The sequence below is a fragment of the Secundilactobacillus mixtipabuli genome (genome assembly GCF_002217925.1).
GTDB lineage: Bacteria > Bacillota > Bacilli > Lactobacillales > Lactobacillaceae > Secundilactobacillus > Secundilactobacillus mixtipabuli.
Map to the genome: position 1 here is coordinate 140,040 of NZ_BCMF01000006.1, position 25,662 is coordinate 165,701.

The 25,662-nt window shown below is 48.3% G+C and carries 23 protein-coding genes; 17 read left to right on the plus strand and 6 right to left on the minus strand.

Going from position 1 to position 25,662, the window contains the following annotated elements; all coding sequences use genetic code 11:
- Positions 1-237: 237 nt before the first annotated feature.
- The 8 genes from IWT5_RS07165 (at position 238) to IWT5_RS07200 (ending at position 11,444) form a co-directional block, all read left to right on the plus strand.
- Positions 238-3,912: a nitrate reductase subunit alpha gene (locus IWT5_RS07165; protein WP_089109271.1), complete on the plus strand. Its 3,675-nt coding sequence runs from the start codon at positions 238-240 to the stop codon at positions 3,910-3,912.
- Positions 3,902-5,461, plus strand: a complete 1,560-nt coding sequence (gene narH / locus IWT5_RS07170; protein WP_089109272.1) for a nitrate reductase subunit beta — start codon at positions 3,902-3,904, stop codon at positions 5,459-5,461. The genes IWT5_RS07165 and narH overlap by 11 nt, the downstream gene beginning before the upstream one ends.
- A complete protein-coding gene (gene narJ, locus IWT5_RS07175; RefSeq protein WP_089109273.1) occupies positions 5,454-6,026 on the plus strand; it encodes a nitrate reductase molybdenum cofactor assembly chaperone in 573 nt (190 codons plus the stop codon). The genes narH and narJ overlap by 8 nt, the downstream gene beginning before the upstream one ends.
- Positions 6,023-6,712 (plus strand): respiratory nitrate reductase subunit gamma, encoded by a 690-nt coding sequence (gene narI, locus IWT5_RS07180; RefSeq protein WP_089109274.1) that lies wholly within the window; start codon positions 6,023-6,025, stop codon positions 6,710-6,712. The genes narJ and narI overlap by 4 nt, the downstream gene beginning before the upstream one ends.
- Positions 6,713-7,248: 536 nt before the next feature.
- The gene (gene spxB, locus IWT5_RS07185) at positions 7,249-9,003 is read left to right on the plus strand and encodes a pyruvate oxidase (protein WP_089109275.1); all 1,755 of its coding nucleotides are present in this window, start codon (positions 7,249-7,251) and stop codon (positions 9,001-9,003) included.
- 217 nt (positions 9,004-9,220) lie between these two features.
- Positions 9,221-9,889, plus strand: coding sequence for a hypothetical protein (locus IWT5_RS07190; protein ID WP_143443087.1), 669 nt, complete (start codon positions 9,221-9,223; stop codon positions 9,887-9,889).
- Between the two features lie 142 nt (positions 9,890-10,031).
- Positions 10,032-10,997: a hypothetical protein gene (locus IWT5_RS07195; RefSeq protein ID WP_089109277.1), complete on the plus strand. Its 966-nt coding sequence runs from the start codon at positions 10,032-10,034 to the stop codon at positions 10,995-10,997.
- Positions 10,998-11,009: 12 nt separating this feature from the next.
- The gene (locus tag IWT5_RS07200; RefSeq protein WP_439959090.1) at positions 11,010-11,444 is read left to right on the plus strand and encodes a hypothetical protein; all 435 of its coding nucleotides are present in this window, start codon (positions 11,010-11,012) and stop codon (positions 11,442-11,444) included.
- Between the two features lie 42 nt (positions 11,445-11,486).
- On the opposite strand, the gene IWT5_RS07205 is transcribed toward IWT5_RS07200, so the two are convergent.
- From IWT5_RS07205 to IWT5_RS07220, 4 genes are all read right to left on the minus strand, one after another.
- Entirely contained in the window at positions 11,487-12,542 is a 1,056-nt protein-coding gene (locus IWT5_RS07205) for an ABC transporter substrate-binding protein (RefSeq protein WP_089109278.1), read from the minus strand.
- 79 nt (positions 12,543-12,621) lie between these two features.
- Positions 12,622-12,786, minus strand: a complete 165-nt coding sequence (locus IWT5_RS07210) for a FeoB-associated Cys-rich membrane protein (RefSeq protein ID WP_089109279.1) — start codon at positions 12,784-12,786, stop codon at positions 12,622-12,624.
- Between the two features lie 15 nt (positions 12,787-12,801).
- On the minus strand, positions 12,802-14,796 hold the full coding sequence (gene feoB, locus IWT5_RS07215) for a ferrous iron transport protein B (RefSeq protein ID WP_089109280.1): 1,995 nt from the start codon (positions 14,794-14,796) through the stop codon (positions 12,802-12,804).
- Positions 14,793-14,999 (minus strand): FeoA family protein, encoded by a 207-nt coding sequence (locus tag IWT5_RS07220; protein ID WP_225360244.1) that lies wholly within the window; start codon positions 14,997-14,999, stop codon positions 14,793-14,795. The genes feoB and IWT5_RS07220 overlap by 4 nt, the downstream gene beginning before the upstream one ends.
- 255 nt (positions 15,000-15,254) lie before the next feature.
- On the opposite strand from IWT5_RS07220, the gene sufC reads away from it, so the two are divergent.
- Genes sufC through sufB form a run of 5 tightly spaced genes read left to right on the plus strand, consistent with a single transcriptional unit; the run spans position 15,255 to position 20,481 of the window.
- Positions 15,255-16,046 carry a Fe-S cluster assembly ATPase SufC gene (sufC, locus tag IWT5_RS07225; protein ID WP_089109282.1) on the plus strand — a complete coding sequence of 264 codons (792 nt, stop codon included), beginning with the start codon at positions 15,255-15,257 and terminating at the stop codon, positions 16,044-16,046.
- 18 nt (positions 16,047-16,064) lie between these two features.
- The gene (gene sufD / locus IWT5_RS07230; protein ID WP_089109368.1) at positions 16,065-17,366 is read left to right on the plus strand and encodes a Fe-S cluster assembly protein SufD; all 1,302 of its coding nucleotides are present in this window, start codon (positions 16,065-16,067) and stop codon (positions 17,364-17,366) included.
- Complete coding sequence (locus IWT5_RS07235) at positions 17,347-18,594, plus strand: cysteine desulfurase (protein ID WP_089109283.1); 1,248 nt, start codon at positions 17,347-17,349, stop codon at positions 18,592-18,594. Before sufD ends, IWT5_RS07235 begins: the two co-directional genes overlap by 20 nt.
- Entirely contained in the window at positions 18,572-19,051 is a 480-nt protein-coding gene (gene sufU, locus IWT5_RS07240) for a Fe-S cluster assembly sulfur transfer protein SufU (protein WP_089109284.1), read from the plus strand. The genes IWT5_RS07235 and sufU overlap by 23 nt, the downstream gene beginning before the upstream one ends.
- Before the next feature lie 5 nt (positions 19,052-19,056).
- On the plus strand, positions 19,057-20,481 hold the full coding sequence (gene sufB, locus IWT5_RS07245; protein ID WP_089109285.1) for a Fe-S cluster assembly protein SufB: 1,425 nt from the start codon (positions 19,057-19,059) through the stop codon (positions 20,479-20,481).
- 227 nt (positions 20,482-20,708) lie between these two features.
- Here the strand turns inward: sufB and IWT5_RS07255 are convergent, their stop codons facing one another.
- Together IWT5_RS07255 and IWT5_RS07260 are read right to left on the minus strand one after the other, a co-directional pair.
- Positions 20,709-21,482, minus strand: a complete 774-nt coding sequence (locus tag IWT5_RS07255; protein WP_089109287.1) for an ABC transporter ATP-binding protein — start codon at positions 21,480-21,482, stop codon at positions 20,709-20,711.
- Entirely contained in the window at positions 21,479-22,495 is a 1,017-nt protein-coding gene (locus tag IWT5_RS07260; RefSeq protein WP_089109369.1) for a FecCD family ABC transporter permease, read from the minus strand. Before IWT5_RS07260 ends, IWT5_RS07255 begins: the two co-directional genes overlap by 4 nt.
- Positions 22,496-22,755: 260 nt before the next feature.
- On the opposite strand from IWT5_RS07260, the gene IWT5_RS07265 reads away from it, so the two are divergent.
- The 4 genes from IWT5_RS07265 to IWT5_RS07280 are packed head-to-tail and all read left to right on the plus strand — an operon-like array spanning position 22,756 to position 25,638.
- The gene (locus IWT5_RS07265) at positions 22,756-23,157 is read left to right on the plus strand and encodes a molybdenum cofactor biosynthesis protein MoaE (RefSeq protein ID WP_089109288.1); all 402 of its coding nucleotides are present in this window, start codon (positions 22,756-22,758) and stop codon (positions 23,155-23,157) included.
- Between the two features lie 2 nt (positions 23,158-23,159).
- Positions 23,160-23,405, plus strand: a complete 246-nt coding sequence (locus tag IWT5_RS07270; RefSeq protein WP_089109289.1) for a MoaD/ThiS family protein — start codon at positions 23,160-23,162, stop codon at positions 23,403-23,405.
- Between the two features lie 36 nt (positions 23,406-23,441).
- Positions 23,442-24,440, plus strand: a complete 999-nt coding sequence (gene moaA, locus IWT5_RS07275; protein ID WP_089109290.1) for a GTP 3',8-cyclase MoaA — start codon at positions 23,442-23,444, stop codon at positions 24,438-24,440.
- Between the two features lie 4 nt (positions 24,441-24,444).
- Positions 24,445-25,638 (plus strand): nitrate/nitrite transporter, encoded by a 1,194-nt coding sequence (locus tag IWT5_RS07280; RefSeq protein WP_089109291.1) that lies wholly within the window; start codon positions 24,445-24,447, stop codon positions 25,636-25,638.
- The last annotated feature ends 24 nt before the right edge of the window (positions 25,639-25,662 follow it).

Here is a 25,662-nt window from a genome sequence, read left to right on the forward strand (position 1 = left end):
TTGCATATAGGCAGCTATCCCTGCAATACCGCACAACCCGCGGCATTACAAGGATAGCTGCCTATACTCCAGTCTCTAAGCGCCCGGTTTCACGCTCCGAAATATAGGACTTTCCCTAGTCGAAGTATAACAATTCACATGCTAATGTTGGTATTAGGGAAATGGCTTACTTTTAAATTCACCAGTTCTCGCGAAAGTAATGCACCATTGAATTCGAACACAAGGAGGTAGTAAAAAGTGAAAAAATCCCGCTTTTTTAACCGCGTTGAGAAATTCAACGGGACCTTCACCCAGCTGGAAGAGCACAATCGCCGCTGGGAGAAGCTGTACCGTCAACGCTGGGCTCATGACAAAGTTGTTCGGACAACTCACGGTGTAAACTGTACGGGTTCTTGTAGCTGGAATGTATATGTGAAGCAAGGGGTCATCACCTGGGAACATCAGGCAACTGACTATCCCGAGTGCGGCGCCAACATGCCTGGTTATGAACCTCGTGGGTGTCCTAGAGGGGCTAGTTTTTCGTGGTATGAATATAGCCCAGTTCGTATTAAGTATCCGTATGTGCGTGGCAAATTATGGCGGCTATGGGTGGCAGCCAAAGAGCAGTACGACAACCCCATCGACGCTTGGGGCAGCATTGTTGAAGACCCTGAGAAGAGCGCGGCCTACAAATCCGCTCGCGGTCACGGCGGCATGGTCCGGGTTCACCGGCCAGAAGCCCTAGAACTGATTTCAGCCCAACTGCTGTATACGATTAAAACTTATGGTCCTGACCGGATCGCTGGTTTTACGCCAATTCCAGCCATGTCCATGATGAGCTACGCGTCTGGGGCGCGGTTCATTTCATTGCTGGGTGGCGAAATGCTGAGTTTCTACGACTGGTATGCCGACTTACCGCCTGCATCACCGCAGATCTGGGGCGAGCAAACCGACGTGCCGGAATCTGCTGACTGGTACAACAGCCAGTACATCATGATGTGGGGCTCAAACGTGCCGTTGACCCGGACGCCTGACGCGCACTTCATGACCGAAGCCCGCTACCACGGTGCTAAGATCGTGGCAGTTAGCCCAGACTACGCTGAAAACGTTAAATTTGCTGATAACTGGCTCGCACCAAATCCTGGTACCGATGCCGCTTTGGCACAGGGGATGACCCACGTGATCCTCAACGAATACTATCAGGAAAAAGATGTGCCAGAATTCCGCAATTATGTCAAACAATATACTGATCTGCCATTCCTGATCACCTTGCAGCCGAGTGCCGCCAACAGTGATGATTACACGTCAGACCGTTTCGTGCGGATCTCCGACTTAACGGCTGACGCCATCGAAAACGGCGAGTGGAAACCGGTTGTCTACGATGCCAACCAGCAAAAGATCGTGGTGCCAAACGGAACCATGGGTCAGCGCTGGGAAGCTGGCAAACAGTGGAACTTAACGCTGAAGGACGCTGATGGTAACGACATCGATCCACAATTATCCATCGATGCCGAACAGCAGGTCACCGTTGATTTTCCAACCTTTAATAACCAGGGGAACGGCGTGCTGAAGCGCCATATCAACGCCAAGAAGTTGACCTTCGCGGATGGCAGTGAACATCTCGTCACCACCGTTTTTGATCTCATGATGAGTCAGTACGGGATCAAACGGGATGACAATGACGAACTGGCCGCTAAGGGTTACGACGATGCTGACAGCTTCTACACGCCAGCCTGGCAGGAAAAAGTCACCGGCGTTAAGCAGAGCCTCGTGGTTCAAATCGCCCGTGAATTTGCCCAAAATGCCCTTGAATCCGGCGGTAAAACCATGGTCATCATGGGTGCCGGGATCAACCACTGGTTCAACTCCGATATGACCTACCGTTCCATCATCAACAACTTGATGCTGTGCGGTTGCGAAGGCGTTCAAGGCGGCGGCTGGGCCCACTATGTTGGTCAAGAAAAATTACGGCCGCAAGAGGGCTGGGCAACCATTGCCTTTGCCAATGACTGGCAAAAGGGTGGCGCCCGTCAGCAAAACGGGACGTCCTTTTTCTACTTTGCTTCCGATCAATGGAAGTACGATGAACTGGATAACAAAGCTTTGAAGTCACCGGTTGCTAAGTCGTCTCACAGCTACGATCACACGGCTGACTACAACGAGCTGGCCATTCGGCTGGGCTGGCTGCCATCATACCCGCAATTCGACCGCAGCAACCTGTCCTTTAGTGAACAGTACGGCACTACCGATGTGACTGAAATTGCTAAGAAAGTCGTTGAAGAACTGAAAGCGGGAACATTGCATTTTGCCGCTGAAAATCCAGACGCTAAGCAGAACTCACCAAAGAGTCTATTCATCTGGCGGTCAAACCTCTTCACCTCATCAGGGAAGGGCCAAGAATACTTCATGAAACATTTGCTAGGCACCGAAAACGGCTTGCTGGCGAAGACTAACGAACGCAATAAGCCGGAAGAAATGGTCTGGAACGACGAGACGATTACCGGTAAATTAGACCTGGTCATCGACATGGACTTTCGGATGGTGGCAACACCAATGTATTCCGATGTCATCTTGCCAGCTGCGACCTGGTACGAAAAAGAAGATCTGTCTTCAACTGATATGCACCCGTTCATTCACCCATTTAACGCGGCTATCAGCCCAATGTGGGAGTCTAAGAGTGATTGGCAGCAGTTCAAGACGTTAGCGAAGACCTTCTCCAACATGGCCAAGAAGTACTACGACGAACCGCAATATGACTTGAAGACTCAGCCGCTAGGCCATGACTCTAAAGGTGAAATCACTCAGCCAATGGGCGTTATCAAGGACTGGAAGAAGGGCGAGGTTGAACCGATCCCAGGCAAGACCATGCCTTCACTAGCCTTGATCAAACGGGATTACACCGCGGTTTACGATAAGTACGTTGCCTTAGGGCCTAACGCTCGGGGCAAGGTCGGTGGCTTAGGCTTCTCCTACGATGTTTCACCTGAATATGATGAACTCAAAGACATGAACGGCACCTTCGATCAAGGGACTAACGCTGGCTGCCCACGGCTGGACGAGGACAAGAAGGTCTGTGAAGCCATCCTGCATCTCTCAAGTAGCTCTAACGGTCACGTGGCCGTGAAGGCGTGGAAGAATGCCGAGGAAGTCACCGGCCAAAAGCTCAGTGATATTCCAGCGGGGCAAGCTGAAAAGCAGATGACCTTCAAGAGCATCACCGTTCAACCTGCCGAAGCCATTCCAACGCCGATCTTCACGTCATCGAAACACGACGGCGACCGCTACTCACCATTTACGGTGAACATTGAACGCTTGGTACCATTTAGAACGCTGACCGGTCGTCAGCAGTTCTTCTTGGATCACGAAATTTTCCAAGAATACGGCGAATCACTGGCCAGCTACAAGCCAACCTTGCCGCCGCAAGTCATGGGGCCAGCTGATACCAAGATCGCCCCAGCTGAAGACGGTCAGGAACTGACGTTGCGCTACATGACGCCTCATGGGAAGTGGAACATTCACACCATGTACTACGACAACCTGGAAATGCTGACGCTGTTCCGTGGTGGGCCAAACGTTTGGTTGAGCCCGGTAGACGCGGACAAGATCGGCATCAAGGATAACGACTGGCTGGAAATCTACAACCGTAACGGGGTCGTGACCTGCCGTGCCGTTGTTTCTCACCGGATGCCTGAAGGCTCCATGTACATGTATCACGCGCAGGATATGGAAATTCAAGAACCGCTCTCAAATATTACTGGTAACCGTGGGGGCTCGCACAACGCGCCAACTCAGATCCACATTAAGCCGACTCAAATGGTCGGTGGCTACGCGCAACTGAGTTACGGCTTCAACTACTACGGCCCGATCGGGAACCAACGGGATCTGTACGTGAACGTTCGCAAGTTAAAGAAGGTGAACTGGAATGAAGATTAAAGCCCAAATCGGAATGGTGCTGAACCTGGATAAATGTATCGGGTGCCACACCTGTTCCGTGACGTGTAAAAATACTTGGACCAATCGTCCAGGTGCTGAATATATGTGGTTTAACAACGTTGAAACCAAGCCTGGCGTGGGTTACCCCAAACGCTGGGAAGACGAAGGCCACTACAAGGGTGGTTGGGAACTGAACAGTAAGGGGAAACTGCAGCTGAAAGCCGGCAATAAGATCAACAAGGTCGGCCTCGGTAAGATTTTCTGGAATCCTGACATGCCTGAACTGGATGACTACTACGAACCTTGGACTTACGATTACCAAACCCTGTTTGGCAAGGAACGCAAGCACCAGCCAGTTGCCCGTGCGAAGTCACAGATCACCGGCCTGAACATGGACCTGAAAACGGGTCCTAACTGGGACGATGACTTGGCCGGTTCGCCTGAATACTTCAAGCAGGACCCCAACATGGATAAGATTGAAACGGACATCAAGGCTAACTTTGAATCAGCTTTCATGATGTATCTGCCACGTCTGTGCGAACACTGTTTGAACGCGCCATGTGTGGCATCATGTCCATCCGGTGCCATGTACAAGCGTGACGAAGACGGTATCGTTCTGGTCGACCAAGAACGCTGCCGCGGCTGGCGTTTCTGCATGACCGGCTGCCCGTACAAGAAGGTCTACTTCAACTGGAAGACCAACAAAGCCGAAAAATGCACGTTCTGCTACCCACGAATCGAAGAAGGCGAACCAACTGTCTGCTCCGAAACCTGTGTGGGCCGGATCCGTTACATTGGCGCCATGCTGTATGATGCAGACAAGGTGGAAGCAGCTGCGGAAACTGAGGATGAAAGCAAGCTCTACGAAGCACAACTAGGCCTCTTCTTGGATCCCAACGATCCCGAAGTGGTTGAACAGGCCTTAGCGGATGGCATCACCGAGGAAATGATCGATGCCGCTCAGAAGTCACCAATTTACAAGATGGCCGTGGAAGAAAAGATTGCCTTCCCATTGCATCCCGAATACCGGACAATGCCAATGGTTTGGTACATCCCACCGCTATCACCGATCATGAGCTACTTTGAAGGCCGTGATTCCATCAAGAATCCTGACATGATTTTCCCAGGGATCGATGAAATGCGGGTACCCGTGGACTACCTGGCCAGCCTCTTGACCGGTGGTAACGTGGATGCCATCAAGTACGCCTTGTACAAATTAGCGATGATGCGCTTATACATGCGGGCGCAAACCAGCGGTAAGGATTTTGATACGTCTAAATTGGAGCGGGTCGGTTTGACCGAAAATACCGCTACCAGCCTGTACCGCTTGCTGGCCATTGCTAAGTACGAAGACCGTTTCGTGATTCCAAAGAGTCACAAGGAACAGTTCGAAGACGTTCAAAGTGAACAGGGCGGCTTAGGCTACGACGAATGTGAAGGCTGCTCATTAGCACCGCAGCACGGTTCGATGTTCAAGAAGGCGGAAGCTGGCGAATCGACTAACCAGATTTACGCAGAAAGTTTCTATGGGGGGATTTGGCGTGATTAATTTTAAACAATTACATGCGCTTTCCGATGCCTTCGTGGACCTTTCCCGGTTCATCGATTATCCAGATGAAGACACCTTCAGCGATGAAGCCTACGTGGACTTCGTCAAGAACTATCCGGAAACCGCGCAGAAGCAAAAACTGCTGGCAGCCGTGGACGATATGCGGCAAGAAGACCTGCTGCAGCAACAAGCCCACTATTCGAATTTATTTGAAATGAACAAGCGTTACACCTTATACATGAGCTACTACAAGATGACCGATTCCCGGGAACGGGGGACGATTTTGGCCAAGCTGAAGATGCTCTATGAGATGTTTGGTGTGACCATTGAGGGTAACGAGTTGGCTGATTTTCTGCCGATGCTGCTGGAGTTCTTAGCCTTTGGCAGTTTTGACGGCGATGAGCGCCGCCAGGATCTGAAGCTGGCTTTTCAAGTGATTGAAGACGGCACCTATGAATTATTGAAAAACGCGGCTGGCGATATTGAAGATCCGTACTTCCGGATGATTCAAGTGATTCGTGAAGAATTGCGCAGCTGTGTCGAGATGGAGGTGGCCTCCAAATGAGTAATTTTGGTTCAATCCTGTTGTGGGTAATCTACCCATACGTGATGCTGTTGTCGTTCGTGTTCGGGACAATCATTCGGTTTGGCTGGTTTAGAGCGGGGATTACCGCCGTCTCCAGTGAAATGCTGGAAAAGCGTAAGCTGATGGTGGGAAGTCTGCTCTTCCACGTGGGAATTATTTTAGCGTTCTTCGGGCATATCCTAGGGATTTTAATTCCCAAAACGTGGACCGCGTTTTTCGGGATTTCGGATGAAATGTATCACTTGTTTGGTTCCCTGATGATGGGGACTGGGGCTGGCTTGCTGGCGTTAGCCGGAATGACTATTCTGACGTACCGCCGTTTTACCAACGCTAGGGTGTTTCTCACCAGTTCTTGGAGTGATCTGATCGTCAACGTGGCGCTATTGATCACCATCATCTTAGGGCTGGCATCGACGTTATCCAGTCCGTTTTTACCGAACTTTGATTACCGGTCAACCTTGTCAGTCTGGGCAAGATCGCTGTTCTATCTGCAACCAAAGTGGCAGCTGATGGCCAATGTGCCGTGGATCTATAAGATTCACGTGATCTGTGGCTTCGCCATCTTCGGCTTCTTCCCGTATACGAGGCTGATCCACGCACTGACGCTGCCGTGGCAGTACATTTTCCGTCGGTATATTGTGTATAGGAGAAAACCCAGAGTGTGAAAAAATCGGTTAGCTCCTAGAACCTAAGTAAAGAACGCCGTCAATTCCCGAACTTGGAATTGATGGCGTTCTTTGCTTAGGTGGCAGGGAGCTGATTTTTTTCACACGTTTCGGCTATGTAAGAGCAAAAGAGTGCCGTTAATTCCCAATTTGTGGAATTAATGGCACTTTTAATATGAAACATACTTCAAACATCGAGAAATAGTAAAAAATTGGAAGTATACTTCAAAAAATCGGAAAATATCAAAAAATTGGAAGTATGATTCATAAAATCATGAAATATCGGAAAATTTGAAGTATACTTCATAAAATCCAAAAATATCAAAAAATTGGAAGTATACTTCCAACTGCCCAGAACCCCCATTTAATCCGAATCCTCACCCATAAAACCATTGCATCCCTCATCCTTACAACTAAAACTACTTTACCAAGTCAAGTTAATTGATATTAAATCACAAATCACTTATGATAATGGCGCTTAAAAGGTTAAACAAAAAGTGATGTGACGATATCTTTTTTTGGAGGAGGAAACAGCAATGGCAGAGACCATTAATTCGGGTGTTGCAGCCCTAAAGACGTTGGAAAGTTGGCACGTTGATCACATCTACGGGATTCCCGGTGGGACGATCAACAATTTGATGTATGCGTTAGACAAGGAGCAGGAACGAATCAAGTACATCCACGTTCGCCACGAAGAAGTGGGGGCTTTGGCGGCGGTGGCTGATACGAAGTTAACGGGGCATATCGGGGTTGCGTTCGGTTCAGCGGGACCCGGCGCGACACATTTATATCAAGGCGCGTATGACGCCATGGCAGATAAGGTGCCAGTCCTCTTTTTGATTGGTCAAAATCCGCAGGCGTTGATGAACCAAGATTTCTTCCAGGAATTCGATGAGGATCCATGGTTCAATGATCCTGGCGTATATGCCAGAACGGTGACTACCGCTGAGAGTTTACCGCACGTGATCGATGAAGCGATTCGACGGGCGTTTGCACAGCACGGACCAGCCTTCGTGACGATTCCTAATGACTTGGCCAATAAGCCGATCCCAGCTGACGGTTACTACAGTTCGGCTGCCAACTTCGCCCGGCCAAAGTTAGCTGATCCAGATGATGATTTGATCAAACAGGTGCTGGTACTGCTGAAAGAAGCGCAGAAACCGCTGCTGTACGTTGGTCAGGGTGCTATCGGTGCGGCTGATGAAGTGACCACTTTTGCTAAGAAGTTCCAGACACCAGTCATTACCACCGCGCTGGGCAAGGAAATCATTCCGTACGAGTTTGAATCACTGCTGGGTTCGGCAGCCCGGGTGGCCTCTAAGCCAGCCAATGAGGCGTTACCGGAAACCGATTTGATCCTCTTTGTGGGTTCCAACTACCCGTTTGCGGAATCAATGTTCAAACCCAGGATAAGATTTGTTCAAATCGATACCAATCCGCAGATCCTCGGGAAACGGCACCACACGGATGTGGCGATTTTAGCGGATGCCAAACGGACCCTGCAGCTGCTGATCGACCAGGGTGATGACGCGCCCGCTTCACCATGGTACGCGGCTAACGTCGCCAACGTGGCGAACTGGCACCAGTACAACGAGGACATGATGAACCGGGCCGAGGGTGACCTGCGATTTGAACCGGCGTTTAAGGAAATTAACCGCATCGCAACGGATGACGCGGTCTTCTCCATCGATGTGGGTGACGTGACGCAAAACGCGGTTCGGCTGTTAAAGGTCAACGGTAAGCAGCCTTGGATCACTTCCGGGTTATTTGCTACTATGGGTGTTGGCTTGCCAGGATCCATCGCCGCTTCGCTGGACTTCCCGCAACGGCAAGTCTTCAACCTGGTGGGTGACGGCGCCGCTGCCATGGTCATGCAGGATCTGGCGACCCAGGTAACCTATGGTCTGCCCGTAATCAACGTCGTCTTCACCAACCTCGCGTTGGGCTACATTGAAGATGAGCAGGAAGACGACGGGCAGGAATGGTTTGGTATCGACCTGCCAAAGACTGATTTCGCTCAAGTTGCTGAAGCACAAGGGCTTACCGGAATAACAGTAACCAAGATCAGCGAAGTGCCAAACGCCTTTGACCAAGCGCTGAAGATTCAGCAATCTGGCAAACCGGTCCTGATCGATATTCGCATGACGAACGAGCGGCCAATTCCGGTTGAAAAATTAACCTTGGATCCGGATAAGTTTGACGCTGACACAATTGCTGCCTTTAAGAAGCGTTACTACGCTGACGATTTGGAGCCACTCAGTAAGTATCTCAAACAGTACAGTGTTGAATAATTGCATACTACAAATATTAGATTGATTAACTCTTACAGCATACAACTATTAGTCCGTCAAAACGATTAACGTCGTTTTGACGGTTTTTGTTATCTTAAATCACCATTTTTACTAAGTGAAAAACATTTCAAATTCCACCTATGTAGAAGCTGAAAGTTATGCTATAGTTTCAATGTAGTAGTAGGTTGACAGTGACAAATTTTCTTAGGGGGATTCAATGATGAAAAACAAGGCGTTATTAGGAACATTGGCAGTCGCTTTTGGACTTTTCGGCGGTGTCTTACTTAGCCAGCCAGCAACGGCGCAGGCTTCTTCAACTTTTTCGCGCTCGACGCTTAATAATCCAACCGGTTATTACTATACGAACAAGGGCCAGTACGCATTTCGCTGGGCCAGCTTGAAACGCAGCGGCAAGACGTATCACTTCATTAGTATGGCGAACTTTAAAAACGGGACGGTTTACACTGGTGGTATCTCACGTTACGAGATCAGCCGGAACCGGCGGACGTTCACGACGACTTTCAAGTTGTATTCCAACGCTGGTAACCTCAGCTCGGCAACCTATAAGTTTGGCCTATATAAGCTCAGTACGTCCAAGTACCGTGTGAAGCAGTATTCGTACAAGGCTGGTAAGCTATTAAGCAATAAGGGCACAACTTATAGCATTACCCGGACCACCAAGAATCCGTTCTCACGGATGTTCGATGCATACACCAAGCAGGATCTGACTAACCAAGTCACAAACGCCCTGCAAAAGCGTTATGAAGATGGGTATACCTCTGTTGACCCAGACAGCACAGATGGTCAAAAAGCCATCTACACCGGCGTTCACACTGGTTACACATACATTAAAGATGCGTTTAGTTTAAAGGATATCAATAAATAGATACTTAAACTCAAATCCCCCGTACTGCCGAAGCCTTCAGCAGCGCGGGGGATTTTTTCGGTGAAGTGCGCCTTTTCCCTAATAGTTTTTCCGTGACTGGCACAGTACAATAAAACAAAAGCGAATGATGGAGGGGCTAGTTTTGGGAAAATTTAACTTCAACTTGAATGAAACCCGAGTAGATGCTAACGGGCACTACGATTTTCAAAACGTGTTTGAATTTCCAGACTTTATCGAAATGCGGCCGAAACTGCGTGAAGCCGTACGAACGGTGGCTCGGGAAGCTTTCGACCAGCCAGTACTACCGGTGAAGGTGGAGCGGATGACCACTAGTCTTGAAGAACAGCTGGAGCGCGAAACCCGCAAATACGCCCGCCAGCTAGGGGTGTATGACAACCAGAAGGGTGAGCGCAACGAATTGGTGCGCCTATACACCCACATCCTGCAAGTGATCAGCCGAACTGATAATATCAACGAAGAACTAGAAGACATGATTTATGCCATCAATCAGACGCGGCTGAGTTTAATTGGGCTGCCCGAACTGGAAGGTGAAGGCGAGCTTTATGATGCTGATCAGGACCAAGAACTGATTCCCGGTACGTATTATTATTACGTCACGGAACAGCTGGTGAAGCCTTACCTGATCGATCCAACGGGCGGCATGGTACCGGCTAACGTGACCAAGGAAGGCCGCCATCTGGTGGTTCGGATGACGACGTATGCCTACCGTGATTGGGATGCTTATCTGACCCACGAGTACGATGAACAGCACATCGTCAAGAACCAGAAGGGCCTGCAGGAGAGCGAGTATTTCGATAAGCTTGAACAGATCGAGCTGAAATACGCGGACCACATTTACTCCGAAGTTCTAGCCGACAACTTTCAGGATTTCACCAAGATCCTTGTGCCAGACGTGATCCCCAGCTTTGAGATCATGTCTACTGACTTAAGGCCGCTGATCGCCAAACGGCCGGGCCTGAAAATCCAACTGGCGGCAAAAATCGCTGATCACTTCAAGCTGGACGCCGACGGGAAAGAACACGTCATGGATCAGCCGCTGCAGGAGATCAAGAATAAGTATCGATACTACCGGGAAAACTTTGCATAGGATGTGATCATGATGATGAATCAAGAGCCAGTCAGCGGCCCAGAAGCCAAGCTGGGAACGCCCGAATTCGAAAATACCCTGTTCGTGCTAGACCAGGTGCCCACCCAAGACAACATTGAAGACTTTGCCATGCAGGGGAACCTATACCCTGAACCGTTAGACGACGTGGCCTGGGCCATGCCGGGGTACCTGTCCGACGACTACAACGTTTTTCTGGTCTTCGCCCCAAACGTGCTGGATAAATGGACCATCACCTGCGCGCAGGTGGAGATCGTCAATGGCAACGAAATCACCCACATGAGTAATGTGGTGCCCACTGGTATGGGCATGAACGCTATCGCCACCGTCAGCAAGAGCGGCGCCATTGAGTTACTGGCGTACTTTAAAACACTGCAAGCAAACGGTCTCGGACACTTTGACGAGAACTTATGGAAACAAGTGAGATAAAAAACAATCAGTTCATCAAGTCGATGAACTGATTGTTTTTTACTATTTTGACCCCGCCAGAATCAACTGCGCCTGTTTAGCCGTTAAATGATAGTGATAGTACTGCTGATAAAAGTCTTGCGTTTTCTTAGTCATGTTCAGGTTCTTAAACTGTGCTGGGTGGAGCTTTTGCGCCGCCCAGAGGACTTGCAGGGCTTCTTCAGCGCTGTAGCGGTCCCACGGGAAGGTGCCTTGAGGATTGCCGTAAACGCGGCCGTTTTTCACCGCTGACAGTTTGCTTAACACGGGATCCTTCTTCAGCGCCTTCAGTGCCTGACTGGAAGTGGTGGAACCCACGATGATCACGTCCGGATTGGACTTGGCCAGCTTCTCGGTGGTGACGGAGATCATGTTGCCGGTTTGCGTCAGCGCGTTTTGGCCGCCAGCTGCTTTGATCCACTCGTCCACGATGGTGTGCCTGCCGTCCACCACGTTGAGGTTGGTGGGATTGACGATGTGAAGCACCTTTGGCCGGGATGAGACGCCTTTCAGCCGGGTCTTCACTGTGTTCAAGTTAGCGGTTAAATTCTTTTGGTAGGCTTTAGCCACTACCGGCGCGCTGCCGCCGAGAATGTTGGCGGTCAAATTCACCGAGCGCCGCAAGCCAGCAAAGTTCTGATACATGGCGTTGACCGTGGGGATCTTGGCGTCGCGGGCCTGCTTGATTTGGTCCGGATCAGCAGAGATCACCACGTCCGGCTTAGTTTTCAGTAGGGCTTCCATCTGCATCGTGTCACCGGAGAAGGGGGCTTTAACCCTTGCGATACCCGGATAAACAGTCTTAAACCACGGCTGCGTCTTGATCATCTGCGTGGTGGCAACCAGCTTTTGCTGTTCGCCCAGTAACATCACCACTTGATTATTGGCGTGCCAGAGATCAGCTACCCGGTTGACTTTATGGGGGATCTTGACGCGAGTGCCGCTCATGTCGGTAACGGTGCGAGTGGCCGCACCTGACGAGTCTTGCTGGGAGCTGGACGACTGGCTGCAGCCGGTGGCGAGAACGGCCACTGCCAACAGGCTGACTAGACCAGCTGCCACGGATAATGGGTGTTTCATCGGAATTTCCTCCTAAACGGTTCATGCACAGCACAAAGAGCGCCTTGGACACTGGTAGCAGCGTTCAGGGCGTTTTTGGTTAAAGCGCATGTTTTTTTGATTTGTTTAATAATTTTTTCGCTTCGCAATCATAATCACAGGCGGCACATTTACCTTGCTTAGAACGTTTCACTGCACGGTAGATCTGGTAACCCGCGAAGCCGATGATTACGGCAATAATGATGATATTCACTAACAAGCCCATGTAGATGACCTCTTTTCACATCAGTAATGACCCTACCTGAAAGATCAGGAAGGCCAGCGTGTAGCTGATCACTAAACCAGAGACAACGGAGTAGGCGGCCCATTTTGCGGAACCGGTTTCAGACTTAATCGTCCCAATTGTAGCGAAACACGGAATATAAAGCAAGATGAACACTAGCAACGCGTAAGCGGAAAGGGCGGTGAAACTGCCGCCAATCATGGCAATTAAAGCACCTTGGTTGCTTGTGTGGAATAGGACCATCATGCTGGAACTGATGACCTCTTTGGCCAGTACACCTGTTAGTAGTGCACTAATCGGCTGCCAAGTGGCGATGCCAATGGGTTTAAAGACGGGTAACAGGATTTGTCCCATATCAGCAGCGAAACTTTGGTCGATTTGGGTGACGTAACCGTGAACACCAAAGTTAGACAGCAGCCAAATCAAAACGGTACCAGCAAAGATGATCGTGCCGGCTTTTTTGATAAAGCCCTTACCTTTATCCCAAGTCCCGTGCCAGACAATATCCAGCCGGGGAATGTGGTACTGCGGCAGTTCCACGATGAAAATGGAGTGCTCCTTGGCCTTGAAGATCACGTGATAGACCTTTGCCATCAGCAAAGCCACCACGATGCCTAAGAAATACAGCGACAGTACGATCAGCGCTTGGTGCCGCGGAAACAGGGCGGCCACGAATAAACTGTAGATCGGCAACCGGGCGGAACAGCTCATGAACGGGGAGATCAACGTGGTGATCAGCCGTTCTTTGGGCTGCTCGATAGTTCGGGCTGCCATGATGCCAGTGACGTTGCAGCCAAAGCCGATGATCAGCGGAATAAAGGCTTTTCCATTCAAGCCAATCAATTCCATGATTCGGTCGGTCACGAGTGCCGCCCGGGCCATGTAGCCGGAATCTTCAAGGATCGAGATGCAGGCAAACAGCACGAAAATCTGTGGAATGAACACCAGCACGCCGCCGACACCGGCGATCAAACCGTTAACGATCAGTGACCGCAGCATCGGCAAGGCGCCCACCTGGGTCAAAAACTGGTTTGCCCAAGTGGAAATGGGGCCGGATAATAGTTTATCCAGTTGGGTGGAAACCGGCGTCCCAACCCAGTCAAAGGACAGCTTGAACATGAAGTAGAAGATGCCCACGAAGATCGGTAAGCCAAAAACTGGGTGCGTTACCAGCTTATCGATCTTGGAAGTCAGCACCACGTGTTTGGTGGACTGCAGCTGCTCGGTGGCAGCTGCCAGTGTGGCTTCGATGAAGGATAGGCGGGTCTCAAAAATCTCGTCGGCAAACTTTTGTGCGTCGTAGTAAGCTTTTTGCGATAAAAGCGGTTTCAATTGATGCTTCACAGCATACTTACGAACGACTTTATTGTTATTGATGTATTGAATTGCTAACCAGCGGGCAAATTTTGGTTCGACCTGATTTTTTTGAGTCAGGGCAGTTGCCGCCTGACGGATGGCCTGAGTGACCATCATGGGGTAGTTTAATTGTAATGGCGCATTAGGTTTAATATCAGCCTGTTCGCACACTAGGTCAGCTTTTAATTGAGCCAGCCCTTCTTTATTGCGGGCGTTGCTGGTACGCACCGGACAGCCCAGTTCATGAGAAAGGGTTTTAAGGTTATAGCTATACCCACTACGCTTTAAGTCATCAATCATATTAAGCGTAATGATCACCGGCACGCCCAACTCCAACACTTCTACTGATAGCAGCAGATTTCGTTTCAGCTGACTGGCATTGGTGACGTTTAGGATCAGATCAGGGGAACTTTGCAGCAGGTAGTTGGTCACCACTGACTCGTCCTTGGTGATCGGACTCAACGAATAAACCCCTGGCAAGTCGATGACTTGGGTGTGGGAGTGGCGAATCTGACCGACTTTTTTCTCAACGGTGACCCCCGTCCAGTTGCCGACATAAGCATACTTATCAGTTAATTCATTGAAGAGGGTCGTTTTACCGGTATTGGGATTGCCAAGTAGGGCGACAGTAGTCAAGATGCCTCGCCCCCCGTGAGTTGTTTAAAGACCCGGTAACGAATACCAATTCGCTGATGATCGACTTGAATAATGACCGGGCCATGAAATGGATAAAAGCGCACAGCTTGCAGGTCACTGCCCACTTGGAGACCCAGACTATGTAACCGTTGTGTGGTCGCTGCGTCAAGACCATTAAACTGCTTTATCATAAAGTGATTCATGATTGCCATCCTACCTTTCAAATCGTTCTGAAAATATGAATATGGCGTCAAAAATAATATTCGAAAAAGAATATCTCGTTGTCTATACTATCACATAATATGAAGTTTTTATGTATTGGGGAAATGCCTAGTTTGAATCGTCACCAAAAACAACTATAATTTGACTTGTAGCAAACAATATTCGCACTGGAATAGTTGGTGGTATTCGTTAAGGTAATATTCCGGCGATAATAACTCAGTGGAGGATGATTTTTTATGGCGACACTTGAAGTGAAAGATTTGCATGTTTCGATCAAAGAAGAAAAAGAAACCCGAGAAATATTAAAGGGTGTCAACCTGACCATGAACACTGGCGAGATTCACGCCATCATGGGGCCTAATGGGACTGGGAAGTCGACCTTGTCTCAGACGATCATGGGCAACGGCGCTTATCATGTGACGCAAGGCGATGTCTTGTTAAACGGTGAAAGTATTTTAGGTATGCCGGTTGATGAGCGGGCACGTAAGGGTCTGTTCTTGGCGATGCAATACCCAGCTGAAATTCAGGGTGTGACCAACGCTGAATTCCTTCGGGCTGCTATCAATGCCCGTCGGCCAGAAGATGATCAAATCTCAGTCATGGCCTTTTTGAAGGAACTGGATAAGAATTTATCATTATTGGATATGAGTGAGCAAATGACGGAACGCTACCTCAACGAAGGCTTTTCCGGTGGTGAAAAAAAGCGGAATGAAATTTTGCAATTATTAATGATTAAACCATCATTCGCTTTATTGGATGAGATTGATTCTGGCCTTGATATTGACGCGCTTCAAGTTGTCTCAAAGGGTGTCAACTCCTTACGTGGCGATAACTTTGGTTCGTTGATCATTACCCACTATCAACGATTATTAAATTACATCGTGCCCGATGTGGTCCACGTGATGATGGATGGCCGAATCGTTAAGAGTGGCGATGCCGACCTTGCCAAGAAGTTGGAAAAGGAAGGTTACGCTGGCTTGCGCGATGAGTTAGGGCTAAAAGTCAGCTTAGTTGACGATAATCGTTAGAGAGGAGAGGTCGTTTTGATAAGTGCCGTTCAAGATTATGAAGCAATAAAAACCGCAGTGGAAACTGCTGCTAACGAGCACGGCGAGCCACACTGGTTCGTGGAACGTCGTCTTGCAGCGATTGATGCCATGCAAGATCTCGCATTACCGGAAATGAAACGTTATGATTTTCACCGTTGGCCATTAATGGATAACATGGAACTGAATTTCAGACGTAGTGACAAGAGTCTGGCTGATGGATTACCTAAAGCAAAGAATCAGATTCGGTTTGTTCAAGTAGGGCAAACGACTGTTGCCGTAGATCTACCCGATGAATTGGCAGATCAAGGTGTCATTTTAACAGATATTTTCAGTGCTTTTCGTGAACATCCACGTTTAACTGAAAAATACTTTATGGAAAAAGTGACGAACTATAAAGAAAATAAACTAACCGCTTATCAGCAAGCCTTTTTGAATGCCGGTGTTTTCTTATACGTTCCAAAGGGTGTTGAAATTAAGCGGCCAATCGAAGCCTATCTCATTCAGGATAGTACGGTTAAACAGCCAATGGTGTCACACGTGCTAATCATTGCCGAAGAAAACAGTCAGTTCTCATTTATTCAGCATTTGAATACCAAGGGTGACGAAGCTAACGCGGCCCACTGCATGGTCGAAGTTTTAAGCCGGGCTAACAGCCACGTTCATTTTTCAAGTGTGGATGAATTAGGCGAGCACACCTACTCATTTCTTCATCGCCGAGCTAACCTTAGCCGTAATGCTCGTTTTGACTGGGCGATTGGGATCGTCAATGACCAAAATACGTTGGGTGATATCACCAGTGAACTCATTGGTGAAGGTGCCCATTCTGAATCCAAGGTAATCGCGGTCACGACTGGTAAGCAGAGTAATGGTATCAACAACCGAGTTGTCAATCGGGGCAAACATACGACTGCCAATATTTCTCAACGCGGGGTGCTGCTTGAAAAATCTGAGTTGATCTTTAATGGGATTGGGAACATTATTCACGGTGCTTCCGGTGCCAACGCGGAACAGGAAAACCGGGTGCTGATGATGTCTGATCATGCGCACGGCGATGCTAACCCCATCTTGTTAATTGATGAAGACGATGTGATTGCGGGTCACGCGGCCAGTGTTGGCCAAGTTGATCAAAATCAGCTGTACTACCTAATGAGTCGTGGCATCGACAAGGAACTGGCACAGCGATTAGTCATTCGAGGGTTCTTAGGCCCCGTCCTAGAAGAAATTCCGTTACCAGAAGTCCGTCAAGAGATGATTGATGTGATTGAAAGGAAGCTAGAAGATGGACAGCACTTTAACTAAATTAATGCGTGATTTTCCAATTTTAGATCAAAAAGTTAACGATGAACGGCTAGTGTATTTGGACAACGCCGCTACGGCCCAACGACCAAACCAAGTAATTAAAGCGCTAACACACTTTTACCAAACGGATAACGCCAATGTTCACCGGGGTGTGCATACCTTAGCTGAACGCGCGACTGCCGACTATGAAGACGCCCGCCGTAAAGTGCAAAAGTTTATCAACGCGCCGGAACCTGAAGAGGTTATTTTTACAAAGGGCTGTACCGATGGTCTGAACCTGGTAGCCAGCACCTATGGCGAAGCAAACATTAAAAAGGGTGATGAAATTGTGATTTCCATCATGGAACATCACAGTAACCTGATTCCCTGGCAGCAGCTGGCAATCCGCAAGGGTGCCACGTTAAAGTACATTCATCTAACGGACGATGGCGAACTTGATTTAGATGAAGCTAAGACTTTGATCACGGATAAAACCAAGATCGTCGCGGTAGCCCATGCATCTAACGTGTTGGGGACCGTTAATCCAATCAAGCAGCTAGCACAAATCGCCCATCAGCACGGCGCCATCTTCGTTGGCGACGGTGCTCAGGCGGTGCCTCATATGCCAGTGGACGTGCAGGATCTGGACGTTGACTTCTACGCGTTTTCCGGCCATAAAATGATGGGTCCTACTGGGATTGGCATTCTCTATGGCAAGCGTGAGCTGTTGGAAGCCATGCCGCCATACCAATACGGCGGTGAAATGATCGGCTTTGTGCACCAGCAGGAATCCACTTGGGCGGAGCTGCCGTACAAGTTCGAAGCTGGAACGCAAAACATCGCTGGGGCAGTGGGCCTCGGTGCTGCCGTAGACTATCTCAATGCTATCGGCATGTCAGCCGTGCAGGCGCATGAACAGCAGCTGGTCAACTACCTGCTGCCGAAGTTGGAAGCCATCGACGGCGTTCAAGTTTATGGGCCGCAAGATCCCGCTAAACATACGGGTGTGATTGCCTTTAACCTAGAAAACCTGCATCCTCATGACGTGGCTACTGCGCTGGATATGGAAGGTGTAGCGGTTCGTGCCGGGCACCACTGCGCACAGCCGCTGATGGAGTACTTAGGCCTGACTGCCACAGCACGTGCCAGCCTGTACTTGTATAACACCCAAGCAGACGCGGACCGTTTGCTCGTGGCAATTCAAGAAACAAAGGAGTTCTTCAATCATGGGTCTAGAGAAACTAAATAATTTATACCGCGAAGTGATTTTGGATCATTCTGACCACCCGCATCATAAGCATGCGTTACCTGATGCAACCCATAAAATCACGCTGAAGAATCCAACCTGCGGTGACGTGATCAACTTAGACATTGAGTTGGACGATCAAGATAAAATTAAAGATATTGGCTTTACCGGTGATGGCTGTACTATCAGCCAGTCCAGTGCCTCCATGATGACGGATGCCGTGATGGGCAAGTCCAAGGAGGAGGCACTGCACATGGCCAAAACCTTTTCGGACATGGTGATGGGTAAAAAGCATCCCCAAGCGGATTTAGACCAACTGCAAGACGCCGCGATTTTGAGTAATATCATGACGTTCCCCGCTCGGATCAAGTGCGCGACACTTTCTTGGTGGGCGTTGCAACGGGCCTTGCTGAAACAGCCGGATGGCAGTGTTGATGATGATCAGGAGAAGGAGGAGTAGTAGCGATGGCAAAAGGAACTGGTGCAGAAGGTGTCCCAGACATCGTCGCCAAAGACAAAGATTACGAATACGGTTTTCACGATGATATTAAACCAGCTTATTCAACGGGTCGTGGTTTAACGGAGGAAACCGTCCGTCAAATTTCAGCTGAAAAAAAGGAACCCAAATGGATGCTGGACTACCGGCTGAAGTCTTATGAAGCGTATAAAAAGTTGCCCATGCCGGATTACGGTCCGGATCTGAGTGACCTTGACCTGAAAAACATGTTGTATTATCAAAAAATGACCGATAAGAAATATCGGGACTGGAATGATGTGCCAGAAGATCTGAAAAAGACCTTTGACCGGCTAGGGGTTCCTGAAGCGGAACGCAGTTATCTGGCAGGATCATCAGCCCAGTATGAATCTGAAGTGGTCTATCATAACATGCGAAACGACTTTGAAAAACTGGGGATCATTTTCACTGATACCGATACGGCATTGCGCGAATACCCAGAACTGTTCAAGAAGTGGTTTGGCAAGTTAGTGAAGCCAACCGATAATAAGTTCGCGGCGCTGAATGGTGCTGTGTGGTCCGGCGGTTCGTTCATTTACGTCCCAAAGGGTGTTCAAACCAAAACACCAATTCAGTCTTACTTCCGTCTAAATGCCGAAAACTCCGGTCAATTTGAACGGACCCTGATCATCGTTGATGAAGGCGCTCGGGTAGACTACGTTGAAGGCTGTACGGCACCAAACTATTCATCGGATAGTTTGCACGCTGCGGTGGTTGAAGTTAACGTTCAAAAGGATGCGTACTGCCGGTACACCACTATTCAAAACTGGTCGGATAACGTCTACAGCCTGGAAACGAAGCGGGCTGCAGCACAAGAAAACGCCACAATGGAGTGGGTCGATGGTAACTTGGGTTCGAAGGTTACTATGAAATATCCGAGTGTTTATCTGGATGGTGAAAATGCTCGTGGGACGATGTTATCCATTGCCGTTGCTTCTAACGGTATTCACCAAGATTCCGGTGCGCGGATGATCCATAACGCTCCGAATACATCCAGCTCGATTGTTTCGAAATCAATCGCTAAGACTGGTGGCGCCACCGACTACCGTGGGACAGTTCGCTTCACGAAGAAGTCGGACGGTTCAAAGGCTCACGTTGAATGCGACACGATCATTATGGATGACCAGTCGTCATCAAACACGATTCCGTACAACGAAATTTATAATGGCAAAGTTGCCATGGAACACGAAGCGAAAGTCTCCAAAATTTCAGAGGAGCAGCTTTACTATTTGATGTCGAGAGGCATTTCGGAATCAAAGGCAACGGAAATGATTATCATGGGCTTCGTGGAACCCTTTACGAAACAGTTACCAATGGAATATGCGGTTGAGTTGAACCGATTGATTAGCTTTGAGATGGAGGGGTCAATTGGATAAAGGTGCGCAAGAAGGCGCCTAGTGACCGTAAAACAAGAAGCGTCCGCCGGAAACCCCGAACTTGGGTTTCTGGCGGACGCTTCTTGTGTGCAGGTCACTGCCTTCTGTAGCCTGATTAGGCAATATAAAAGTGAACAGCCCCCGAACTTGGGTTTTGGGTGGGAGTCCTTTGTGTGCAGGTTGTTGCCTTCTTGTAGCCCGATTGGGCCAGATAAAACACTAATTTTTTAAACCAACTCACAAACGTAACGCCCCAAAGTAGCTTCATAGATCAATTTTAAATCCGTTCCATAAATCTTTTTAAGACGGTTTTCCGTCAGTAGTTGGTCAGCTTGTCCAGTTTCAAAATGGCCATCTGGGGAGAATAAACCGACTTTGTGGCCAAGCATAAACGCGTGGTTGGGATTATGTGTGGTATGCAAAACGGCATAATGGTCAGCAGCTAAGGCCGAAATGAGGTCAATGACCTGCTTTTGCCGACCAAAGTCTAAAGCTGCGGTTGGTTCGTCTAAAATAATCAGCTTCGGTTGCTGAACCAGCGCTTTTGCAATAGTCACCATTTGAAATTGGCCACCACTAAGCGTGTTTACAGGTTGGTCTTGTAAATGAGTTAAGCTTAGCTTTGCGAGGTTATCCCTGACAATTTGGTAGTCAGCTTCTCTAGGAGTTGCCGCAAAACTGAGGTATGGTGTCCGGCTAGTCACAAGGTAGTCGGTGACCGTCAAACTGCCTGGATTGGCAACATGTTGCGGAACGTAGGCGACAATTTGAGCGATTTGCCGGGCAGACAATTTAGTCAGTGCCTGGCCTTCAAGCGTGATGGTTCCCGCAGATGGTTTTAGTAGGCCCATGAGGCATTTCAGCAGGGTAGATTTACCAACACCGTTTGGGCCGAGAATAGTAAGTATTTCACCATTTTGTATACTGCAATTAAGGCGTTCAAATAGATTGGGCTGGCCGGTGTAGTGAAAACTGAGATGATTCATTGTTAACAAGCTCATCGCAAGGTCACCTTCTTTGTTGCCAGGATGTAGATAAAGATCGGTGTGCCGATAAATCCTGTGAGGATGCTCAGGGGAATTTCACCGGCTGAAAGCGTGCGTGCGAGTGTATCAACCAGTAATAGAAAAATGGCCCCGATTAATCCCGATAGCGGCAAAGCATAACGTGTATTTGGACCAATCAGCATGCGAGCCATGTGAGGCACAACTAAACCAATCCAACCGATTGGGCCACTCAGACAAACGGACGCCGCCGTGAGCAGCGTTGCACTAAAAACAACCAAGCGCCGTTCAAACACAACGTTGATCCCCATACTTTGCGCTGCTGCGTCACCAAGACTGAGGACCGTTAACCGCCAGCGCATGATGTACAGTACAATTAAACCAATCAGCATCATTGGTAGTACCGAAATAAGATTACCGACAGTTACTTTGGATAAGCTCCCCAACTGCCAATACACGATACTTTGCAATTGGGAGTCAGGGTCAGCAAGGTATTTTAATAACCCTAGAATGGCCTGCATGAGACCGCTGACGACTACCCCAGCTAGTACTAACGTGAGGTTGGTCGAACGACCCATTAAACGGGGAATAGTGACACTTAAAAGGACGGCAATTAAACCAAAAATAAGTGCTAAGATCTGAGTGCCGAAACTATGCAAATTCAGTAGGATGGCTAGAGCAGCGCCAACAGCAGCACCGTTAGACACGCCAAGTAAATCGGGAGAAACTAACGGGTTTTGAAAAATGTTTTGATAAGCCGTTCCAGAAATGGCTAAAGCGGCGCCGATTCCAATCGCCGCTAACATCCGAGGCAGCCGTAAGCTGAAAATAATGTTAGTTTCAATGGGGCTAATAACCGTGTGATCGGTGATTTGACCAATTATTGCATAATACAAATGAATTAATGGAATTTGATAATTACCAAAACACAGTGAGGCAAATGATAATAAAACTAAAATAATACTCGCAAGGGAGATGATTTGTAATTGGTGCCTAACTCGTAAGATAATTTTCAACTCCCTTCATCTAAATAGTTTTAGGCCACACCAGGAAACGTTAGAAGCAATCAATAATTCGATTTACCACTTTTTTGGTGCTTAATCAGGTTTCGAAACTCTTAGCCTGGGAACTTTCTCAGTCTTTCTAACTAGTATCCAGTATAGCATTCTGTCAATTTTGGAATAAATTAGGGAATTGACTAATTCAACCAGGAATATTCTTCTGAAATAATAGGGGTTGTAATCAACATTATGAAAAACAGGTGGTCAGTATGTATTACCTAAACATCAGCGATTCACCAATCGATGTGGACGCACTTTACCAAAAATTAAAGGACCCGCAGTATGGCGGTATCGTAACCTTTGTCGGCACGGTTCGCCAGTGGACAGGTGATATTGAGACACGCTTTATTGATTACTCAGCTTATCATCCCATGGCCGAAAAGCAGCTGGAAAAATTGGCTGCACCAATTGAAGCTAAGGGTGCCCGAGTGGTCATCGCACATCGAACTGGCCACTTGGACTTAACCGACGAAGCTGTGTTTGTTGGGGTAGCGGCCGCTCACCGTGGCGATGCCTTTCGCTGGTGCGAGTACTTAATCGACACCTTAAAAAAAGAGGTCCCAATTTGGAAGAAAGAAACCGACACTGACGCCGTAAGATGGGGGGACTGAGAATGCAACTTCATGTGAAATTATTCGCGATGCTTCAAGAACAGTTAGGCGATGTCATTGTCGTCTCTGTGCCAGAGCAGCCGACTGCCGACCAAATAAAACAAGCCATTGCTGATGCGTCACCAAATCTACGCCAAGTGATTGGTACGGCGAGAATAGCAGTTAATCAAGAATTCACCGCAAGCGGCCCCCTTGACGTTGGTACAGACGATGAAATCGCTTTGATTCCACCAGTAAGCGGCGGTTAACTGAAGTTTGTCGGATAATGATGAGGAGGAAGTAGAATGGATAAACTTTACGATAAATATGATCGGTTACATGATTACGTCCGGTTATCGATCACAGACCGTTGTAATTTGCGGTGTGTGTACTGTATGCCCAAAGAGGGATTGCCTTTCTTTCCAACGGACCGGGTCTTATCTCAAGACGAAATTGTGCAAATGATTCAAAACTTCGCTGACATGGGCGTTTCTAAAGTCCGTATCACTGGTGGTGAGCCCCTTTTACGAACGGATGTGGTTGAGATTGTTCGGCGTATTAAGGCCATTGACGGGATCAACGATGTGTCCATCACCACCAACGGCTTGTTTCTGGCGAAGTTAGCTAAGGATTTGAAAGAAGCCGGCCTAGATCGACTGAATATCAGCCTGGATACTTTCAAACCTGACCGTTACAAGAAAATCACTCGGGGTGGCAATATCAACCAGGTACTGGAAGGCATTGCCGTTGCCAGCAAGCTTCATTTTAAGAAAATCAAATTAAATATTGTTTTGATCCGCGGGCAAAATGATGATGAAGTTTTAGACTTTTTACATTATACAAAGACGCATGATGTGAATGTTCGCTTCATTGAATTTATGCCCATTGGTAACTCGATGAGGACGTGGAAGAAGGAGTATGTTGGCCTAAAGAGTGTCTTTGAAACCGCAGACGAGGCCGGCATGGTTTATCACCCAATTGAATTAAAGGGTAATGGACCCTCCGATAATTACCAAATTGAAGGTTACGAAGGCAGCTTCGGGCTGATTCATCCTATCAGTTCCAAATTCTGTGAAAACTGTAACCGTTTGCGGATCACGGCGGACGGTTACGTGAAGGCTTGCCTGTACTGGAATGAAGAAATCGATATTCGCAAAGCCATTCCAGATAAGGCAGCCTTCCGCAAGTTGATTCAAAAGGCTCTGGACAACAAACCATTAAACCACGAAATGGCAATGGCTGAAACTGATCGGATTATTGACAAGGCGCCAACTTGGCGTCATATGAGTCAAATAGGAGGTTAATATAATGGCTACTCAAGAGGATGTTGCACATGGCTCACGGTATAACGCTTATATGGCGTTGATTCTGGCAACCATCGCAATGATTGTCTGCTTCATGTCTTGGTCTAACTTCGCCCCGCTAGCAGCGCAAGTAGCAACGATGTTCCATTTGTCAGTGGGCCAAAAAACGCTGTTACTGGCAACACCTGTGTTATTGGGATCCATTATGCGGATTCCAGTTGGCATTTTAAGCGATAAATACGGTGGTAAGAAAGTATACATTATTTTAATGATTTTTATTCTCATCCCACTGTTTATGATCACCGAGGTTCACACGTTTGGCATGTTACTGTTCGCTGCTTTGTTAGTCGGAATGGCCGGCACGTCATTTGCAGTCGGGGTTTCGTACGCTTCAGTTTGGTTTCCACCAGAAAAGCAGGGGTTCGCTTTAGGAATCGTGGCCATGGGTAACATGGGTAATGCGGTGGCAGCCTTGACCTTACCACGGATTTCAGCTTCTAGTGGATTTAACAGTGTTTATCATTTTTTGATGATCTTAACTGTGATTATCATGATCCTGTTTGCCATTTTCTGTAAGGAAATGCCGACGGATAAAACGAAGTCTGTCAGCGGTGCACTTTCCGTTGCTAAAGAAAGCAGTACGTGGTACCTGTCATTATTCTACTTTTTAACTTTCGGTTTGTTCGTGTCTTTCACCAATTTAACGCCCATGTTCTTAGGCGATATCTTTGGGGTCAATGCGGTAACGGCTGGCCTATATGCGGCCTTGTTTGCCTTTTTGTGTACGGTTATTCGACCGGTTGGTGGCGCGGCCGCTGATAAGTTTCGGCCAATGTCAATGCTGCAGTGGATTTTCATTCTCATTGCCGTATTTTCATTGGTCATCATGTTTTCGTTTGATTCTCAAATCCTGTTTGTAACGGGAATCGTGGGAACTGGCCTTGCCGCCGGCTGGGGCAACGGGGTCGTCTTTAAGATGGTGCCATACGTTTCTAAGGGTAATACTGGTGCCGTTACCGGTTTCGTAGGTGCGGTCGGTGGCCTAGGCGGGTTCTTCCCGCCACTAGTTGTTGGCTGGATCAAGGGCTGGACGGGCAGTTACCAGTTAGGTATCGCACTGCTGGTATTGACCGCGTTAATTTGCTGGTACGTTCTTCGCCGTCGTTTCATCAAGGGCGACGTGCATATTGTTAAATAAAAATTTGTCGTTGGAGGTAATCGG

Bases quoted from the DNA above. Each gene is read 5' to 3' on its own strand.
- narH (WP_089109272.1), top strand. From the start codon at position 3,902: ATGAAGATTAAAGCCCAAATCGGAATGGTGCTGAACCTGGATAAATGT.
- narI (WP_089109274.1), top strand. From the start codon at position 6,023: ATGAGTAATTTTGGTTCAATCCTGTTGTGGGTAATCTACCCATACGTG.
- spxB (WP_089109275.1), top strand. From the start codon at position 7,249: ATGGCAGAGACCATTAATTCGGGTGTTGCAGCCCTAAAGACGTTGGAA.
- IWT5_RS07190 (WP_143443087.1), top strand. From the start codon at position 9,221: ATGATGAAAAACAAGGCGTTATTAGGAACATTGGCAGTCGCTTTTGGA.
- IWT5_RS07200 (WP_439959090.1), top strand. From the start codon at position 11,010: ATGATGAATCAAGAGCCAGTCAGCGGCCCAGAAGCCAAGCTGGGAACG.
- IWT5_RS07205 (WP_089109278.1), bottom strand. From the start codon at position 12,542: ATGAAACACCCATTATCCGTGGCAGCTGGTCTAGTCAGCCTGTTGGCA.
- IWT5_RS07210 (WP_089109279.1), bottom strand. From the start codon at position 12,786: ATGGGCTTGTTAGTGAATATCATCATTATTGCCGTAATCATCGGCTTC.
- IWT5_RS07220 (WP_225360244.1), bottom strand. From the start codon at position 14,999: ATGAATCACTTTATGATAAAGCAGTTTAATGGTCTTGACGCAGCGACC.
- sufC (WP_089109282.1), top strand. From the start codon at position 15,255: ATGGCGACACTTGAAGTGAAAGATTTGCATGTTTCGATCAAAGAAGAA.
- IWT5_RS07235 (WP_089109283.1), top strand. From the start codon at position 17,347: ATGGACAGCACTTTAACTAAATTAATGCGTGATTTTCCAATTTTAGAT.
- sufU (WP_089109284.1), top strand. From the start codon at position 18,572: ATGGGTCTAGAGAAACTAAATAATTTATACCGCGAAGTGATTTTGGAT.
- sufB (WP_089109285.1), top strand. From the start codon at position 19,057: ATGGCAAAAGGAACTGGTGCAGAAGGTGTCCCAGACATCGTCGCCAAA.
- IWT5_RS07255 (WP_089109287.1), bottom strand. From the start codon at position 21,482: ATGAGCTTGTTAACAATGAATCATCTCAGTTTTCACTACACCGGCCAG.
- IWT5_RS07265 (WP_089109288.1), top strand. From the start codon at position 22,756: ATGTATTACCTAAACATCAGCGATTCACCAATCGATGTGGACGCACTT.
- IWT5_RS07270 (WP_089109289.1), top strand. From the start codon at position 23,160: ATGCAACTTCATGTGAAATTATTCGCGATGCTTCAAGAACAGTTAGGC.
- moaA (WP_089109290.1), top strand. From the start codon at position 23,442: ATGGATAAACTTTACGATAAATATGATCGGTTACATGATTACGTCCGG.
- IWT5_RS07280 (WP_089109291.1), top strand. From the start codon at position 24,445: ATGGCTACTCAAGAGGATGTTGCACATGGCTCACGGTATAACGCTTAT.